The 15,022-nt window shown below is 72.2% G+C and carries 16 protein-coding genes; 5 read left to right on the top strand and 11 right to left on the bottom strand.

Annotated elements, in window-relative coordinates; translation table 11 throughout:
• Window positions 1–258 precede the first annotated feature (258 nt).
• On the bottom strand, window positions 259–1,608 hold the full coding sequence (locus Microterr_RS02390) for an ABC transporter substrate-binding protein (RefSeq protein ID WP_263796341.1): 1,350 nt from the start codon (window positions 1,606–1,608) through the stop codon (window positions 259–261).
• A 240-nt stretch (window positions 1,609–1,848) separates the two neighbouring features.
• On the opposite strand from Microterr_RS02390, the gene Microterr_RS02385 reads away from it, so the two are divergent.
• The 3 genes from Microterr_RS02385 to Microterr_RS02375 are packed head-to-tail and all read left to right on the top strand — an operon-like array spanning window position 1,849 to window position 4,672.
• Window positions 1,849–2,058, top strand: coding sequence for a heavy-metal-associated domain-containing protein (locus Microterr_RS02385; RefSeq protein WP_263796342.1), 210 nt, complete (start codon window positions 1,849–1,851; stop codon window positions 2,056–2,058).
• Entirely contained in the window at window positions 2,058–4,373 is a 2,316-nt protein-coding gene (locus tag Microterr_RS02380) for a heavy metal translocating P-type ATPase (protein WP_263796343.1), read from the top strand. Before Microterr_RS02385 ends, Microterr_RS02380 begins: the two co-directional genes overlap by 1 nt.
• A complete protein-coding gene (locus Microterr_RS02375) occupies window positions 4,370–4,672 on the top strand; it encodes a metal-sensitive transcriptional regulator (RefSeq protein ID WP_263796344.1) in 303 nt (100 codons plus the stop codon). The genes Microterr_RS02380 and Microterr_RS02375 overlap by 4 nt, the downstream gene beginning before the upstream one ends.
• Window positions 4,673–4,706: 34 nt before the next feature.
• Here the strand turns inward: Microterr_RS02375 and rarD are convergent, their stop codons facing one another.
• A complete protein-coding gene (gene rarD / locus Microterr_RS02370) occupies window positions 4,707–5,633 on the bottom strand; it encodes an EamA family transporter RarD (protein WP_263796345.1) in 927 nt (308 codons plus the stop codon).
• Window positions 5,634–5,698: 65 nt separating this feature from the next.
• Complete coding sequence (gene groES / locus Microterr_RS02365; protein WP_053548534.1) at window positions 5,699–5,995, bottom strand: co-chaperone GroES; 297 nt, start codon at window positions 5,993–5,995, stop codon at window positions 5,699–5,701.
• A 162-nt stretch (window positions 5,996–6,157) separates the two neighbouring features.
• Between groES and Microterr_RS02360 the strand changes: the two genes are divergently transcribed.
• Window positions 6,158–7,360: a THUMP-like domain-containing protein gene (locus Microterr_RS02360; RefSeq protein ID WP_263796346.1), complete on the top strand. Its 1,203-nt coding sequence runs from the start codon at window positions 6,158–6,160 to the stop codon at window positions 7,358–7,360.
• 126 nt (window positions 7,361–7,486) lie between these two features.
• Here Microterr_RS02360 and Microterr_RS02355 read toward each other — a convergent pair whose 3' ends face one another.
• From Microterr_RS02355 to tsaB, 4 genes are read right to left on the bottom strand one after another with little or no spacing between them, the layout of a single operon-like run.
• Window positions 7,487–7,972 carry a hypothetical protein gene (locus Microterr_RS02355; RefSeq protein ID WP_263796347.1) on the bottom strand — a complete coding sequence of 162 codons (486 nt, stop codon included), beginning with the start codon at window positions 7,970–7,972 and terminating at the stop codon, window positions 7,487–7,489.
• Window positions 7,969–9,096: a tRNA (adenosine(37)-N6)-threonylcarbamoyltransferase complex transferase subunit TsaD gene (gene tsaD / locus Microterr_RS02350; RefSeq protein ID WP_263796348.1), complete on the bottom strand. Its 1,128-nt coding sequence runs from the start codon at window positions 9,094–9,096 to the stop codon at window positions 7,969–7,971. Before tsaD ends, Microterr_RS02355 begins: the two co-directional genes overlap by 4 nt.
• Window positions 9,093–9,614 (bottom strand): ribosomal protein S18-alanine N-acetyltransferase, encoded by a 522-nt coding sequence (gene rimI, locus Microterr_RS02345; protein WP_263796349.1) that lies wholly within the window; start codon window positions 9,612–9,614, stop codon window positions 9,093–9,095. Before rimI ends, tsaD begins: the two co-directional genes overlap by 4 nt.
• Window positions 9,611–10,288 carry a tRNA (adenosine(37)-N6)-threonylcarbamoyltransferase complex dimerization subunit type 1 TsaB gene (tsaB, locus tag Microterr_RS02340; protein ID WP_263796350.1) on the bottom strand — a complete coding sequence of 226 codons (678 nt, stop codon included), beginning with the start codon at window positions 10,286–10,288 and terminating at the stop codon, window positions 9,611–9,613. The genes rimI and tsaB overlap by 4 nt, the downstream gene beginning before the upstream one ends.
• A 58-nt stretch (window positions 10,289–10,346) precedes the next feature.
• Between tsaB and Microterr_RS02335 the strand changes: the two genes are divergently transcribed.
• Window positions 10,347–11,291, top strand: coding sequence for an alpha/beta fold hydrolase (locus Microterr_RS02335; RefSeq protein ID WP_263796351.1), 945 nt, complete (start codon window positions 10,347–10,349; stop codon window positions 11,289–11,291).
• 141 nt (window positions 11,292–11,432) lie between these two features.
• On the opposite strand, the gene Microterr_RS02330 is transcribed toward Microterr_RS02335, so the two are convergent.
• The 4 genes from Microterr_RS02330 to tsaE form a co-directional block, all read right to left on the bottom strand.
• The gene (locus Microterr_RS02330) at window positions 11,433–12,230 is read right to left on the bottom strand and encodes a hypothetical protein (RefSeq protein WP_263796352.1); all 798 of its coding nucleotides are present in this window, start codon (window positions 12,228–12,230) and stop codon (window positions 11,433–11,435) included.
• Between the two features lie 56 nt (window positions 12,231–12,286).
• Complete coding sequence (locus tag Microterr_RS02325) at window positions 12,287–13,657, bottom strand: sensor histidine kinase (RefSeq protein ID WP_263796353.1); 1,371 nt, start codon at window positions 13,655–13,657, stop codon at window positions 12,287–12,289.
• On the bottom strand, window positions 13,647–14,324 hold the full coding sequence (locus Microterr_RS02320) for a response regulator transcription factor (RefSeq protein WP_263796354.1): 678 nt from the start codon (window positions 14,322–14,324) through the stop codon (window positions 13,647–13,649). The genes Microterr_RS02325 and Microterr_RS02320 overlap by 11 nt, the downstream gene beginning before the upstream one ends.
• 208 nt (window positions 14,325–14,532) lie before the next feature.
• Window positions 14,533–14,982: a tRNA (adenosine(37)-N6)-threonylcarbamoyltransferase complex ATPase subunit type 1 TsaE gene (gene tsaE / locus Microterr_RS02315; protein WP_404810205.1), complete on the bottom strand. Its 450-nt coding sequence runs from the start codon at window positions 14,980–14,982 to the stop codon at window positions 14,533–14,535.
• Between the last annotated feature and the right edge of the window lie 40 nt (window positions 14,983–15,022).

The following is a 15,022-nucleotide window of genomic DNA, read 5'->3' as shown; positions in this document are numbered from 1 at the left end:
GTCCGGCAGGGGGCTCTCTCGTGCACGGGGCACCCGCATCCCGCTCCTCCCTCTCCCCTCGCCCCCTGCGCCGCGAGATCACGTGATCTCGGCGAGATCACCCGCTGTCGGTGACAACGACGTGTGGGCTCATCGAGATCACGTGATCTCGCGCAGGGTGATGGCAGCGGCAGCGGCAGCGGCAGCGGGCGCCGGCATCCCGGACACAGAGAAGCGGCCCCGGTCCGAAGACCGGGGCCGCTCCACCTCAGCTGAAGATCAGCCGAGGTTCAGGAACTCGTAGTTGTTGTCGTCCCCGTACTGGAAGACGCCGATCGTCGCCTCGGTCGGGTCGCCGACCTCGTTGAACGTGACCGGGCCCGACACGCCGTCGTAGTCCGCGACGCCACCATCGATGATGATGTCGGCGCACTCCTCGAACGTCGTGCACTTCGTGCCGTCACCGGTACCGCCCGACACCTGCTGGAGGTGCGCTGCGACGTCGGGGCCGGCCGTGGAGCCCGCCTCGAGAGCAGCGAGGGCGAGCAGGATCACGGCGTCGTACGACTCGGGAGCGTACGTGAAGTCCGCCAGCTCCTCGTTGCCCTCGCCCGTCCAGAACGCCTGCAGGTCGTCACGGTAGTCCGAGATCGCAGCCGGGTCGACAGCCGGGTAGGTGCCCTTGGCGCCCGCCAGCGTGCCCTCGTCGAACTCGTCGCCGAAGTTGGCCAGGTTGCCGTCCACGAAGTACAGCTTGTCGGCCGGGTACTCCGCGCCGATCAGCTCGGGGATGATCGTCTTGACCTCTTCGAACGTGACCAGTGCGATCGCGTCCGGGTCGGCCGCGAGGACATCCTCGACCTGCGACGAGAAGTTCGTGTCACCGGTGTTGTACAGCGACGCCGCGACGACCTCGCCGCCGGCAGCCTCGAACGCCTTCTTGGTGAAGCAGGCGAGGCCGGTGCCGTAGGAGTCGTTGAGGACGATCAGGCCGAGGGTCTCGTTGCCGTCTCCGGCGATGAGGTTGCCCAGGACTTCACCCTGCAGGACGTCCGACGGAGCGGTGCGCCAGTAGAGGCCGTTGTCCTCGTAGCCCGTGAAGGCAGCCGAGGTGTTGGCCGGCGAGAACTGGATCGCGTCGGCCGCGATGACCTGGTCGATGAACTGCAGCGACGTGCCCGAGGAGGCGGCGCCGATGACGGCGGTCGCACCCTCGCCCAGGAGGCGGGGGATCTCGGTCTCGTACGCCTTGTTGTCGGTGTCGCCCGAGTCGCCCTGGATGAGGTCGACGGTGATGCCCTTGTCCGCCGCGTTGACGACGGAGGCGGCGAACTCGGTGCCGCCGATCTCGGGCGGGCCGAGGAAGGCCAGGTTGCCCGTGACGGGCAGCGCGGTGCCGATCTTGTAGGTGAGGTCGGTGCCCGGTCCCTCCGACGTCGACTCGTAGGTCGGCGTGTACGACGCGGGCTCAGCCGCGTCGCAGTCGATCGGGAACTCGAACGCGCTGGCGTCGTCCGTCTCGGTGGGGGTGCTCGTACCGGAACAGCCGGCCAGGACGAGTGCGCTCGCGCCGACCAGGGCGATGCCGCCGAGGACCTTCGCGGTGCGCGAACGTGTCAGAACGCTCATATTGCTCCTTGTTATGGATGGACACAGAAACGGCTCGGGCGCCGCCTCGGGTTGGTCTCAACCTAGTAGGGACGGGGTCTCACGGATGTTGCCATTCGTTAACGATGCGAAACAAGGTCATCTCGTTTCTATAACGACGCATGCACCGAGCAGGAGGCGGGATACGTCGCCCCGGCCCGGGAATACCCCCACCGGGTATATCGTTGGTTCCGGAGAACCCCCGAGACGCAAGGAGAAGACATGACCGCGAACGAGTACCAGGTGACCGGCATGAGCTGTGGGCACTGCGAGGCCGCGGTGCGCCGCGAGGTCGGACAGCTCCCCGGCATCGAGACCGTCGAGGTCAGCGCGACGGACGGACGCCTCGTCGTCACCGCCGCCGGCGCGCTGGATGACGCCGCCGTCATCGCGGCGGTCGACGAGGCGGGCTACGCCGCCGTCCGCGCCTGATGTCAGCACCGACCGCCACCCGCATCGATCTCGAGATCGGCGGGATGACCTGCGCCTCCTGCGCCGCGCGCATCGAGAAGCGGCTCGATCGCATCGACGGGGTCACGGCATCCGTCAACTATGCGACCGAGAAGGCGGTCGTCACCGGCCCGGCCGGCCTCGACCCCGGCCTGCTCATCGCCGAGATCGAGAAGACGGGGTACACCGCCCAGGTGCCGGTGGCTGAGGAGCCGGTCGAGGACCGCGAGCTCACCGGTCTGCGCCGTCGCCTGATCGGGGCGATCGTGCTGAGTGTGCCGGTGATAGTCCTCGCGATGGTGCCCGCGCTGCAGTTCACCTACTGGCAGTGGGTCTCGCTCGCCCTGGCGACGCCGGTGGTCGTGTGGGGCGCCTGGCCGTTCCACCGCGCCGCGGCCGTCAATCTGCGCCACGGCGCCGCGACGATGGACACCCTGATCTCGATCGGCGTCTCGGCCGCGTACCTGTGGTCGCTCGTGGCCCTGTTCTTCGGCCACGCCGGCATGCCCGGGATGACGCACGGCTTCGAATGGACGGTGTCACCGGGCGACGGGCTCGGCAACGTGTACTTCGAGGTCGCGGCGGGCGTGACCATGTTCGTGCTGGCCGGGCGCTACTTCGAGGTCCGCTCGAAGCGCCGCGCCGGGCACGCGCTGCACGCGCTGCTGCGCCTCGGTGCGAAGGATGTCGCCGTGCTCCGCCCGCTTCGCGAGGAGAATCGGCGTTCTGAGGACGCGCGGCACGCAGATTCTCCTCGATTCGCCGATTCTCCTCACAAGACCGGCGAGAGCGCGCGGGCCGAGATGCGGATCCCGATCGCCGAGCTCCGCGTCGGCGACGAGTTCATCGTTCGCCCGGGCGAGAAGATCGCCACCGACGGCGTCGTCGTCGACGGCTCGTCCGCGGTCGACGCATCCCTCGTCACGGGCGAGTCGATGCCGGTCGAGGTCACCCCCGGCGATGCGGTGATCGGCGCGACCGTGAATGCCGGCGGTCGCCTCGTCGTGCGCGCGACGCGGGTCGGCGCCGACACCCAGCTGGCCCAGATCGCGCGGATGGTGGAGCAGGCCCAGTCGGGCAAGGCCGACGTGCAGCGACTCGCCGACCGCATCGCGGGCGTCTTCGTGCCGATCGTGCTCGTCATCGCCGCCGTGACCCTGGTGGCCTGGCTCCTCACCGGCGCCGACCCCGCCATGGCCTTCACCGCCGCAGTGGCCGTGCTCATCATCGCGTGCCCGTGCGCGCTGGGCCTCGCCACCCCGACCGCGCTCCTCGTCGGCACCGGCCGCGGCGCGCAGCTCGGCATCCTCATCACCGGCCCGGAGGTGCTCGAGTCCACCCGCCGGGTCGACACCGTCGTGCTCGACAAGACCGGCACCGTCACCACCGGCCGCATGGAGCTCGCCGGCGTGACCGCCACGGACGGTGACACCGCCGCACTGCTGCGTCTGGCCGGTGCGGTCGAGGATGCCTCCGAGCACCCGATCGCCCAGGCCATCGCGCGCGCCGCGGGCAAGGCCGGTCCGCTGCCCGCGGTCGAGTCGTTCCAGAGCACGCCCGGCCAGGGCGTCGTGGGCACCGTCGAGGGGCACGCGGTGCTCGTCGGCACGGAGCGCCTGCTCGCGGCGTGGTCGCAGCATCCGTCCCCTGCTCTGCTCACGACCGCTGCCGACGCCGCCCGTTCCGGCCGCACCGCCGTCTTCGTCGCCGTCGACGGAGAGGTGCGCGGCGTGCTCACCGTCGCCGACGGGGTCAAGCCCACGAGCGGCGAGGCGATCGCCCGGCTGCGCGGGCTGGGCCTCGATCCGGTTCTGCTGACCGGCGACCGCGAAGAGGTGGCCCGGCAGGTCGCGGCCGAGGTCGGGATCGACCGGGTCGTCGCGGGCGTGCTGCCGGCGGACAAGGTCGCCGTCATCCGGCAGCTGCAGGACGACGGCCGGATCGTCGCGATGGTCGGCGACGGTGTCAATGACGCCGCCGCCCTCGCGCAGGCCGACCTGGGCATCGCGATGGGCACGGGAGCGGATGCTGCCATCCAGGCATCCGACATCACTCTCGTCCGCGGCGACCTCCGTGGCGCGGCCGACGCGATCCGCCTCTCGCGCGCGACGCTCGGCACGATCAAGGTCAACCTGTTCTGGGCCTTCGCCTACAACGTCGCCGCGATCCCCCTCGCCGCTCTCGGCCTGCTCAATCCCATGATCGCCGGCGCGGCGATGGCCTTCTCGTCGGTGTTCGTCGTGGGCAACAGCCTGCGGCTGCGCCGCTTCCGTCCCCTGTCCGAGGAGCACTCATGACCGACACGACCACTCACGCGCACCACGGCTACATCACCGATCGCGACAAGTACCTCAACCGGCTCAAGCGCATCGAGGGCCAGGCGAGGGGCATCCGCGGCATGGTCGAGGACGAGAAGTACTGCATCGACATCCTCACGCAGATCAGCGCGATGACCTCCGCGCTCGAGGCCGTCGCCCTGGGTCTCCTCGACGACCACCTGCGGCACTGCGTGCTGGATGCCGCTCGCGCCGGCGGCGACGAGGCGGAGGCGAAGATCAGCGAGGCGACCCAGGCGATCGCGCGGCTGGTGCGCTGAGCCCCGGACGCTGAGCCGGGGTGCTGAGCCGGGGTCAGACCACCTCGGCGACAGCCGCCCGCGAGCGGCGCGCGGCGACGAGCGAGTCGACCGTCAGCACGATCAGGGCGACCCAGACCAGCGCGAAGCCGATCCAGCGCTCGAGCGGCATCGGCTCGCCGAGCAGCCACGCGCCGATGATGAACTGCATCACCGGCGTGAGGAACTGCAGCAGCCCCACGAGACTGAGCGGCGCCCGGCGCGTGCCGGCCGCGAAGAACAGCAGCGGCGTGGCGGTGACCACGCCCGCCAGGCAGAGCAGCACCGCGTGGCCGATGCCGGCGCTGCCCATCGTGATGCCCGTCGTCGCGGCGACGAGCGCGAGCTGCACCGCCGCGACCGGCGAGAGCCACAGCGTCTCGAGCGTGAGCCCGCTGACGGCGTCGACCGACGGCCCGATCTGCTTCTTCACCAGTCCGTAGAGGCCGAACGACGCCGCGAGCGAGAGGGCGATCCACGGGAAGGCGCCGTACCCCACGACGATCACCCCGACGGCGAGCGCGGCGATGCCGATCGCGACCCACTGGGTCACGCGCATGCGCTCGCGCAGCACGATGACGCCGAGCAGCACCGTGACGATCGGGTTGATGAAGTAGCCGAGGCTCGTCTCGATGACGTGGCCGGTGAGCGTCCCGATCAGGAACACCTGCCAGTTGACGTAGATCAGGATGCCGGCGACCGCCGTCAGCAGCATCAGCCGCGGCTGCCGCATGATCGCGACGAGCGCTCCCCACGTCCGCGTGACGGTCAGCAGGATGGCGCAGAAGACCAGCGAGAGCAGCACCCGCCAGGCGACGACCTCCCACGGCCCGGTCGGCGCCAGCAGCAGGAAGTAGAGGGGCATGAAGCCCCACAGGAAGTAGGCGATGAAGGCGTAGACCCCGCCCAGGACATGCTGCTGGGACGGATCGGTCTGCTTCACCTCCCCAGCCTAGGCGCACGAAAAAGCCCGGATGCCGCAGCATCCGGGCTCTTTCAGAGCTTTCGTCAGCGGACGACGACCGCCAGGACGTCGCGAGCCGAGAGCACGAGGAACTCGTCTGCACCGAACTTGACCTCGGTGCCGCCGTACTTGCTGTAGATCACGCGGTCGCCCACAGCGACGTCGAGCGGCACGCGGTTGCCGTTGTCGTCGATGCGACCGGGACCCACGGCCACGACCTCGCCCTCCTGGGGCTTCTCCTTGGCGGTGTCGGGGATGACCAGACCGCTGGACGTGGTCTGCTCGGCCTCGACCTGCTTGATGACGATGCGGTCCTCGAGCGGCTTGATGGAAACCGACACGGTCTACCTCTTTCTCAGAACTTCAAGACTCATTCGCACTCACACCGTGAGAGTGCTAACGCCAGTCTAGGCAGTTGCTGGCACTCATGCAACGCGAGTGCCAACCGTGTGACGGTGCCGGTCACCGACGTCGGGCGGCCGGCCGAACCGTAGGCTGGGCCGATGGACATGTCCGAGCTCACCGCGCTCCTCACCCCCGACGGGCTGCGGCTGCTCGACGAGGTCGGCCCGATCGCCTCGACCGACGAGGTGGCGCGGACGGTCTCGCGGCTGCGTGCGGCCGGTCACTCCCCCGACCTCGTGTCGGCCGTCGTGGGGCAGGCACGGCTGCGCGAGAAGGCGAAGGCGAAGTTCGGCGGCTTCGCCGAGCGGATGCTGTTCACCCGCGCCGGCCTGGAGCAGTCCACCCGCCTGTCGGTGGCGGCACGACACGCCGGACGGTTCCGCGATGCGGGGATCGGCTCTGTGGCCGACCTCGGCTGCGGCATCGGCGGCGACGCGCTCGGGTTCGCCGCGCTCGGGCTGCGGGTGCACGCGGTCGACGCCGACCCGGTGACCGCGGCCCTGGCCGCCTACAACCTCGCGCCGTTCGGCGATGCGGTGACCGTCAGCGGAGGGACCGCCGAGGAGTGGGTGGAGGCGACAGCATCCGCTCTCCCGGTCGAGGCGCTGTGGCTCGACCCGGCCCGTCGCACCTCGGGACACAGCGAGACGGCGCGCACGCGGCCGGAGGACTGGTCGCCGTCGCTGGACTGGGTGTTCGAGCTGATCGGCCGCGTCCCGGCCGGGGTGAAGCTCGGGCCGGGGCTCGACCGCGCGCTGATCCCTGACGGGGTCGAGGCGCAGTGGGTGAGCGCCGACGGCTCGACGATCGAGCTGGTCCTCTGGTCGGGCGCGCTCGCGCGACCGGGCGTGGGACGCGCAGCGCTGGTGACCCGGGGTGAGCAGACGTGGGAGCTGACCGGGGCGGCCGATGCGGAGGACGAGCCGGTGCGGGCGCTCGGGGAGTTCCTGCACGAGCCGGACGGCGCGGTGATCCGGGCGCGCCTGATCGGCGACGTCGCACGGTCGCTGGATGCGGGCATGCTCGACGAGCACATCGCGTACCTCACCTCGGATGCTGCGCTGACGAGCCCGTTCGTGCAGTCGTTCCGGGTGCGCGAGGTCCTGCCCGCGAAGCCGAAGGCGCTCAGCGCGGCCTTGCGCGCCGCCGACATCGGCACCCTCGAGATCAAGAAGCGCGGCGTCGACATCGACCCGGCCGCGTTCCGTCGGCAGCTGCATCTGCGCGGCTCGCAGTCGGCGACCCTGTTCCTCACACGAGTGGGCTCGTCACGCCTGGCAGTGCTCGCCGACCGCGTGTAGCTCGCTCCCGCTCTGCTGCCGAGATCACGTGATCTGGGCGAGACCACCCGTTGTTGACGCCCAGAACGTGTGCGCTCGCCGAGATCACGTGATCTCGCGGGGAATGCGGATGCGGATGCGGGGGGCTCAGCCGAACAGGTTGGTGCGGCTGGCGGCCCAGAGCAGCCAGCCGATGCTGAAGAGGATCGAGACGATCCCCAGCACGAGGGCCCAGATCGCGACGCCGCGCGGCTCCAGCGGGCGACGCAGGGCGATGATCGCCGACACCGCGCCCGCGAGCCCGATCGGGAACCCCCAGCCGACGAAGAACGAGACGACCAGCCCCGCGATCGAGAAGCCCAGCGCCCACGCGGCCATGCCGCGCCGCAGCGGCGCGGGCTCGGGCGCGTACCAGTCCATGTCCAGGTCGGCGGGGATCTCGAACCCCGGCAGGGCGATGTCGACCGGTCCGGTCGGCAGCCGCGAGAACCCGCCGCGGTGCTCCCCCGGCAGCCGCGTGGTGTCGGTCACGGGCTCGACGTCGCTCGACGGCGCCTCGATCTGCGGCGCGGACGCCCCGGCATCCTCTGTTCGCCCGCCGGCCGCGCCCGCGTCATCCGCGCCGGCGCTCATGCCGCGGCCCCCGCATCCGCCTCCGCGATCTGGATCTCCGTGACCGGCAGCGTCGAATCCGCTCCGAACGCGAGGGTCGAGGGTCGGCGGCCCGACATGATCAGCTCCGAGGCCAGCGCGGCGATCATCGCGCCGTTGTCGGTGCACAGCGACAGCGGCGGGATCCGCACTGTCACCCCCGCCGCCGCGGCGCGCTCGATCGCCACCTCGCGCAGGCGGCGATTGGCGATGACACCCCCGCCCAGCAGCAGTCGGGGCACGTCGTGGCGCGCGCAGGCGTCGAGCGCCTTGGTGACCAGCACGTCGACGACCGCTTCTCGGAAGGATGCGGCGACCTCCCCGACGGGCACGGTCCACTCGACATCCGGTTCCTGAGCCTGTCGAAGGGGCTGCTGCTCTATCCACCGCGCCACGGCGGTCTTCAGCCCCGAGAACGAGAAGTCGTAGCGGTGCTTCTCCATGTCGGATGCCCGGGACAGCCCCCGCGGGAACCGGATGGCGGTCGGGTCGGCGCCGACCGCCGCACGGTCGATCTCGGGCCCGCCCGGATACGGCAGCCCGAGGATGCGCGCCACCTTGTCGAACGCCTCGCCGGCGGCGTCGTCCATGGTCTCGCCGAGCAGCTCGACGTCGGTGGTGAGGTCGCGCACGAGCAGGAGCGAGGTGTGCCCGCCGCTGACCAGCAGCGCCACCGTCGGGTACTCGAGCGGACCGGCCTCGGCGTCGAGGATGTCGGCGGCGATGTGGCCGACCAGGTGGTTGACCGCGTAGAGCGGCTTGTCGAGCGAGACGGCCAGTGCCTTCGCGGCGCCGACGCCGACCATCAGCGCTCCGGCGAGGCCCGGGCCGCTGGTGACCGCGATCGCGTCGAGGTCGGTCAGCGCGAGGGGGCCGTCCAGGTCGAGCGCGGATCCGGCCTCGGCGAGCGCCGCCTCGATGCTGGGCTGCAGCGCCTCGAGGTGGGCGCGCGCGGCCACCTCGGGGACGACTCCGCCGTAGCGGGAGTGCTCGTCCATGCTGCTCGCGATGGTGTTGCTGAGCAGCGTGCGGCCGCGGACGATGCCGATGCCGGTCTCGTCGCAGCTGGTCTCGATGCCCAGCACCAGGGGTTCGTGCGCGCTCATGTGCATGCCCCCGCATCCGCCGCGGCGCCGCTCCCGGCCACGGAGCCCATCGACGTGCGCGCGGCCGCCCACGCGACCAGGTCGAGCTGCATGATGACCGCGTCGATGTCGTCCGGCTGGTAGTAGCGGGGGCGCCGGCCGATCTCGGCGAAGCCCTCCGAGGCGTACAGCGCCTGCGCGACCGGGTTGTCGGCCCGCACCTCCAGGAACAGGTCGCGCGCTCCGCGGTCGCGCGCGGTCGCGAGCAGCTCGCGAAGCAGGGTCCGCCCGCGACCCCTGCCTCTCGCGTGCTCGGCGATCGCGATCGTCTGGATGTCGGCGTCGGCAGCTCCCGAGACCGCGCGGACTCCGCCGTATCCGAGCATGCGTCCCGCCTCCTCGTCGACGACGTACCGCCCATGCGGCGAGGCGAGCTCGGCGCGCATCATCGCGTCCGACCAGGCATCGGTCGGGAACGACGCGCGCTCGAGCGCCATGATGGCGTCGAGATCGTCCGGCGTGGCCGTGCGCACCGTCACACGCCCACCTTCTTCGGTCCGGCCGGCATGGTGACATCCGGCGAGCGCAGGTAGAGGGCGTCGGCGGGGCCGGGCTCGCGGCCGGCGGTCAGCGCCCGCGCGGCGACGAGCGCGACCATCGCGGCGGAGATCCGGGTGACGTCACGGCGCTCGGCTCCGAGCTCGGCCAGCCGGGCATCGAGCTCGTCGCGCGGGATCAGCGCGGGCTCGACGGCCCGCACCGGCAGCCCGTCGTCGTCGAGGTCGTCGTACACCGTGTACGCGAACTCGCGGCGACGCGCGTCGGTCACGATCGCGAACCGGCGCAGCGGCTCCCCCGCGACCACCGACTCGATCAGATGCTCGAGCGCCGCCGCGTCGTGGCTCACCACCGGCAGCACCGGGATCCCCCGGCCGAGGGCGAACGCCCGCGCCGCGGCGATGCCGACACGCAGCCCGGTGAACGGGCCCGGCCCCATGCCGGCGGCGACGTACGCGATCTCCGCGCCGGCGTCGGGCGGCGGAGCGCCGTCGACAGCCGGATCGGATGCGGCGGCCACCGCCCGCTGCAGCAGCTCGCCGATCACCTCGGCGTGTCCGAGCGGGTTGTCGCTGCCGAGATCGGCACGCACCACCCCGTCGGCCTCGACGACGGCGACGGCCGTGCCGAGAGAGGTGTCGATGCCGAGAATCACCCCTTCAGGCTACCCGGGCGCGCGGAATCCGATCCGGGCCCCGCGACGAAGAACCGGGGTGAAGCCCTCCCGCTCTGCTCTGCGGCTGCGCACGGACGCCGCGGCCCTCGGGCTGCGACGCGTCGCCGTCACCAGTACGGCCGGCACCGTCGTCGCGCGCGTCGGGCGCGAGCGCGGCGGGCCTGCCACGGTGCTCCTGCACGGGGCTGCCGGAACGTGGACCACCTGGACACCGCTGGTGACCGCATCCGATCTGGCGGGAGAACCGCTCGCCGACGTCGTCGCGATCGACCTGCCCGGCTGGGGCGAGAGCGGCGCGCTCGACCGCGTACAGAGCGTCGCACAGCTCTCCGACGCGGTCGCCGAGGCGGTCCGCGCGCTCGGCTACGACGCCTGGCGGCTCGTCGGGCACTCGCTGGGCGGGTTCGTCGCCCTCGACATCGCCGCCCGGCACCCGGACGAGACCCTCGGCGTCACCGCGGTCTCGGCCAGCGGCGCGGGTGTGCTGGACGCGATCCGGCGCCCGCTGCGCGGCGGGCTCGCGACCCCCGGGTTCGCGGGGATGCTGCTCGTCATGCGGATGCTGTCCGCCCTCGGCCGCGCAGGCACCGGCTTCGTGCGGCTGCTGGGTCGGGTCGGCGCGCTGCGGGTGCTGACCGCTCCGCTGTTCGCGGGTCGCCCGCATCCCTCGGTGGTGGCGGCGTTCGGCGACGAGGTGCGTCTAGCGGCGTTCGCGCGCGCGGCGCGCCTCGCCGCCGAATACAACGAGCGGATCTGGTCCGCGATCACGTGCCCCGTGCGCGCGGTGCGCGGCCGCCGCGACGTGTTCGCCGGTCGGCGCGACACCGCCGCGTTCCGTGCCGCGATCGCCGACTTCCGCGAGATCCGCCTCGCCGACGCGGGCCACTTCGCCCAGGTGGAGCGCCCCGACGCCGTGCTCGCCGCGATGCTCGCCGCCCGCGCGGCCGCGCCGGTCGCCCCCGCGCCCGCCGTTCTCCGCTGAGCCCACCCTGTGCTGCCGAGCCCACCCTCCGTCGACTGTCTGCAAGCGGTGGGGTCGGCACGAAGCGGTGGGGTCGGCAATATCTGAAGCGCGAGGAAGGGGGAGAATGCCGCGGCATCCTCCCCCTCCGATCGCTCCGGGTCAGTCGTTGTCGATGTCGACATCGACCACCGAGAGGTCGTCGGCCAGCGCGACGTCGGCTTCGGCACCGTCGTCCAGGCGGACGGTCACGTCGTAGGCGTGCGAACCGTCGCCCTCGGTCTCGATCGCGGTGACCGTGCCGCCTCCGGCGGCCGTGACGGCGGCCACCACGATGTCGCCGATGCGCGCCGTATCGATGGCCGGGTCGGCGTCGCTGTCGCGGTGGTCGGCGCGCACGGTCTCGGTGCCGTCGGAGCCGACGCGCACATCGATCTCCGACCCGTCGGACAGCACGACATCGACCGACCAGCCGTTCGACTCGACCTCGACCGATGATGCGCCCGTACCCTCGGCGGCAGCGACCGCGCGGTCGATGGCGGCCGTGAACTGCTCGGCGGTGGCAGCGGCGTCGGTCGCGGCGCCAGAGCCCGAGCCAGAGTCCGCGTCCGCGTCCGCGTCGTCTGGCGCCGCGGTCGGCGACGGCGCCGGGGTCTCGACGTTCGTGACGGCGGTGGCGGGCACGTTCTGGAACTGGCCGCTCGACAGGGCGGACACAGCGCCGATGCCGATGCCGCCGATCAGCAGCACGCCGATCCCGGCTGCCGCGCCGATGAGGAGCGGGCGCATGGTGCCCCCGCGCCGCGCCGGCTCAGTAGCGACCGGTGCGGCTGCGGGAGCGTCCGCCGTCGGCTGCGACGCGGGCATCGGGGCCGTCTGGAAGGCGTCCTGATCCGCGGCGGGCGTCACGGCGTCCGACTCGTCGGGGCGGGGGGTCGTGGGGTTCTCGTCGCTGTTCATGACTTCACCTTCCCTTGCGACCGCTGAACCGGAACTGAACCGACCTGAACGGTCGTTCAGCCCTCCTCCGCGGGCAGCTCGATCACGAAGCGCGCGCCGCCGGCCGGGGCGTCGTCGATCCGCACGGTCCCGCCGTGGGCGAGCGCGATCTCGCGCACGAGCGCCAGCCCGAGCCCGGCGCCGCCGGCATCCCGCGACCGCGCCTCGTCGAGACGCACGAACCGCTCGAACACCCGCTCCCGCTCGGCGTGCGGCACGCCCGAGCCGTCGTCGTCGACCCAGAGCAGGGCGCGTCCATCGACGACCCGCACGCCGATCGCGACCCGCTCGCGCGCGTGCCGCAGCGCGTTGTCGACGAGGTTGGTCACGGCCCGGGCCAGGAGCCGCCGATCTCCGTCGACGCGAGCCGGCTCTATCGCGCGGGCGTCGACATGGACAGCGCTCGAGGCGCGCGCCCGTGCCGCGTGCTCGAGGGCGAGATCATCGAGGTCGACCGAGCCGGAGCCCCGCACGGCGTTCTCGTCGAGCCGGGCGAGCAGCAGCAGGCTCTCCAGGATCTGCTGCATCCGCGCACCCTCCTCCACGACGACCTCGGCCAGCTCGCCCGGCTGCGCCGCCTCGGGGTGCGCGCGCGTGAGCTCGGCGTACTGGCGCATGGTCGCCAACGGCGAGCGCAGCTCGTGCGAGGCGTCGCCGACGAAGCGCTGGCGCGCCCGATAGCCCTGCTCGACGCGGTCGAGCATCCGGTTCATCGTGCCGGCGAGCCGGTCGATCTCATCGCCCGAGCCATCGGCGGGCACCCTGCGGTCGAGGCCTTCCGCGTCGATCTCCTCGACCTGTCGGCGGATCCGCTCCACCGGCGCGAGCGCCCGCGTCGCGACCGCCCACACGACGAGCCCGATCAGCACGACCCCGAGCGGAACGCTCACCGCGAGCAGCGTCGTCGCTGTCGCCACCGCCGCCTCGGCCCCGGCGAGCGAGGCCCCGAGCAGCAGCATCCCATCGTCGACCTGCTCGGCGACGACGAGCATCGACTGCCCGTCGATCTCCGTCCGCACCGGCTCCTCGCCGGGAGGCGTCGGCAGCGCGAGGGCGTTCTCGTCATTCACGACAGTCGTCGTGCCGGATCGCCACGCGATGAGCACGTCGTCGTCGCGCTCCGCGATCCACGCCGACGCGACGAGGCCCTGCTCCAGCCCCTCCGCGATGCTCGTCAGCTCGGACTCCATGCGGGTCGCGACACCCGACTCGAGGCTGCGCGCCAGCAGGCCGACCACGACGACGGCTCCGATGCCGAGCACGGCCGCGACCACGAGGGTCGCCCAGATCGTGATGCGGACGCGGATCGAGGCACCGCCCCTTCGCCTCGTCGTCGACCCGCGCTCGCGCGCGCCCGGGCCCGGGCCCGACCGCACGTCAGACACCATCAGCCGCCAGTCGATACCCGGCGCCACGCACGGTCGCGATGGCGTCGTGCCCGAACGGCCGGTCGATCTTGCGGCGCAGACGTCCGATGTACACCTCGACGATGTTGGGGTCGCCCTCGAAGTCATCCGCCCACACGTTGTCGAGCACCTCGAGCTTCGTCACGACCTCGCCTCGGCGCCGCAGGAGGAACTCGAGCACGGCGATCTCGCGCGCCGTCAGGTCGATCTCGGTCTCCCCGCGCCACACCGTGCGGGCGGCGGGGTCGAGGCGCAGGTCGCCGGCCGAGAGCACAGCCGGGCGTTCGCGAGCCCCGCGCCGCACCAGGGCACGGAGGCGGGCGACGAGCACGGGGTACGAGAACGGCTTCGTGAGCCAGTCGTCGCCACCCGTGTCGAGGCCCTCGACCTCGTCCCACTCGCCGTCCTTCGCGGTGAGGAACAGAACGGGCGTCCAGATCCCCTCGGCGCGTAGCGTCGCGCACACCCGGTAGCCGCTCATGCCGGGCATCATGACGTCGAGCACGATGGCGTCGTAATCCTGCTCGCGCGCGCGCCATAGGCCGTCGACGCCGTTGTGGGCGACATCGACGGTCATCCCCTCGGCCTCGAGACCGCGCCGCACGCCCTCGGCAAGGCGCACTTCGTCGTCCACGAGCAGCACACGCATGCTCCGAGTCTGCCCTGCCCGCCCTGACTCCGCGCTGAACAGGGCCGCCCGGCGGCGCCCGGCCTTCCCGCGCTGCGTCGAGCCCACCCCGTGCTGCCGAGCCCACCTGATACGCGCCGTGCGTAGGCGGTGGGTTCGGCACGAAGCGGTGGGGTCGACGCCGGGGTGAGGGCCAGCGCGGGCAGGGCAGCACCCCGCTGCGTGGGCCCTACGGGCGGCGCGTGATCGTCACAGTGCGGGGAGTGTCGGCGTCGAGCTCCTCGGCCGCGCGCTCGTCCGTGCCGCAGGCCGTGTCGATGCCGCGGCCGTGCCACTGCCGGTCGAGCTCGACCTCCCACCACTGCTCGCGCAGCCCGTCGACCATGCCGCGGCCCCACTCGACGACGACGACCGAGCCGTCCAGGTCGACGTCGAGGTCGTCGAGCTCGGCAGCCGAGCCCAGGCGGTAGGCGTCCACGTGCACGAGCGGCGCACCGCCCACGAGCGACGGATGCGTCCGCGCGATCACGAACGTCGGGCTCTGCACGGGCCCGCGCACCCCGAGACCCTCGCCGATGCCGCGGGTGAGGGTGGTCTTGCCCGCGCCCAGCGGGCCGGTGAGCACGACCATGTCGCCGGCGCGCAGCATCCCGCCGATCCGACGGCCGAGGTCTTCCATGGCCTCGGGCGTCTCGATGACCCGCTCTCCGGCGAGCGGG

The sequence above is a fragment of the Microbacterium terricola genome, from assembly GCF_027943945.1.
Lineage (GTDB): Bacteria > Actinomycetota > Actinomycetes > Actinomycetales > Microbacteriaceae > Microbacterium > Microbacterium terricola.
Note: the sequence above shows the minus strand (reverse complement) of the source record. Positions and strands in the feature narration are given on the sequence as shown.

Excerpts from the sequence above, each read along its gene's own strand:
- Microterr_RS02360 (WP_263796346.1), top strand. The coding sequence starts at position 6,158 with ATGGACATGTCCGAGCTCACCGCGCTCCTCACCCCCGACGGGCTGCGG.
- Microterr_RS02390 (WP_263796341.1), bottom strand. The coding sequence starts at position 1,608 with ATGAGCGTTCTGACACGTTCGCGCACCGCGAAGGTCCTCGGCGGCATC.
- Microterr_RS02380 (WP_263796343.1), top strand. The coding sequence starts at position 2,058 with ATGTCAGCACCGACCGCCACCCGCATCGATCTCGAGATCGGCGGGATG.
- Microterr_RS02385 (WP_263796342.1), top strand. The coding sequence starts at position 1,849 with ATGACCGCGAACGAGTACCAGGTGACCGGCATGAGCTGTGGGCACTGC.
- Microterr_RS02330 (WP_263796352.1), bottom strand. The coding sequence starts at position 12,230 with ATGAACAGCGACGAGAACCCCACGACCCCCCGCCCCGACGAGTCGGAC.
- Microterr_RS02375 (WP_263796344.1), top strand. The coding sequence starts at position 4,370 with ATGACCGACACGACCACTCACGCGCACCACGGCTACATCACCGATCGC.
- Microterr_RS02355 (WP_263796347.1), bottom strand. The coding sequence starts at position 7,972 with ATGAGCGCCGGCGCGGATGACGCGGGCGCGGCCGGCGGGCGAACAGAG.
- Microterr_RS02325 (WP_263796353.1), bottom strand. The coding sequence starts at position 13,657 with ATGGTGTCTGACGTGCGGTCGGGCCCGGGCCCGGGCGCGCGCGAGCGC.
- tsaE (WP_404810205.1), bottom strand. The coding sequence starts at position 14,982 with ATGGAAGACCTCGGCCGTCGGATCGGCGGGATGCTGCGCGCCGGCGAC.
- Microterr_RS02320 (WP_263796354.1), bottom strand. The coding sequence starts at position 14,324 with ATGCGTGTGCTGCTCGTGGACGACGAAGTGCGCCTTGCCGAGGGCGTG.
- tsaD (WP_263796348.1), bottom strand. The coding sequence starts at position 9,096 with ATGAGCGCGCACGAACCCCTGGTGCTGGGCATCGAGACCAGCTGCGAC.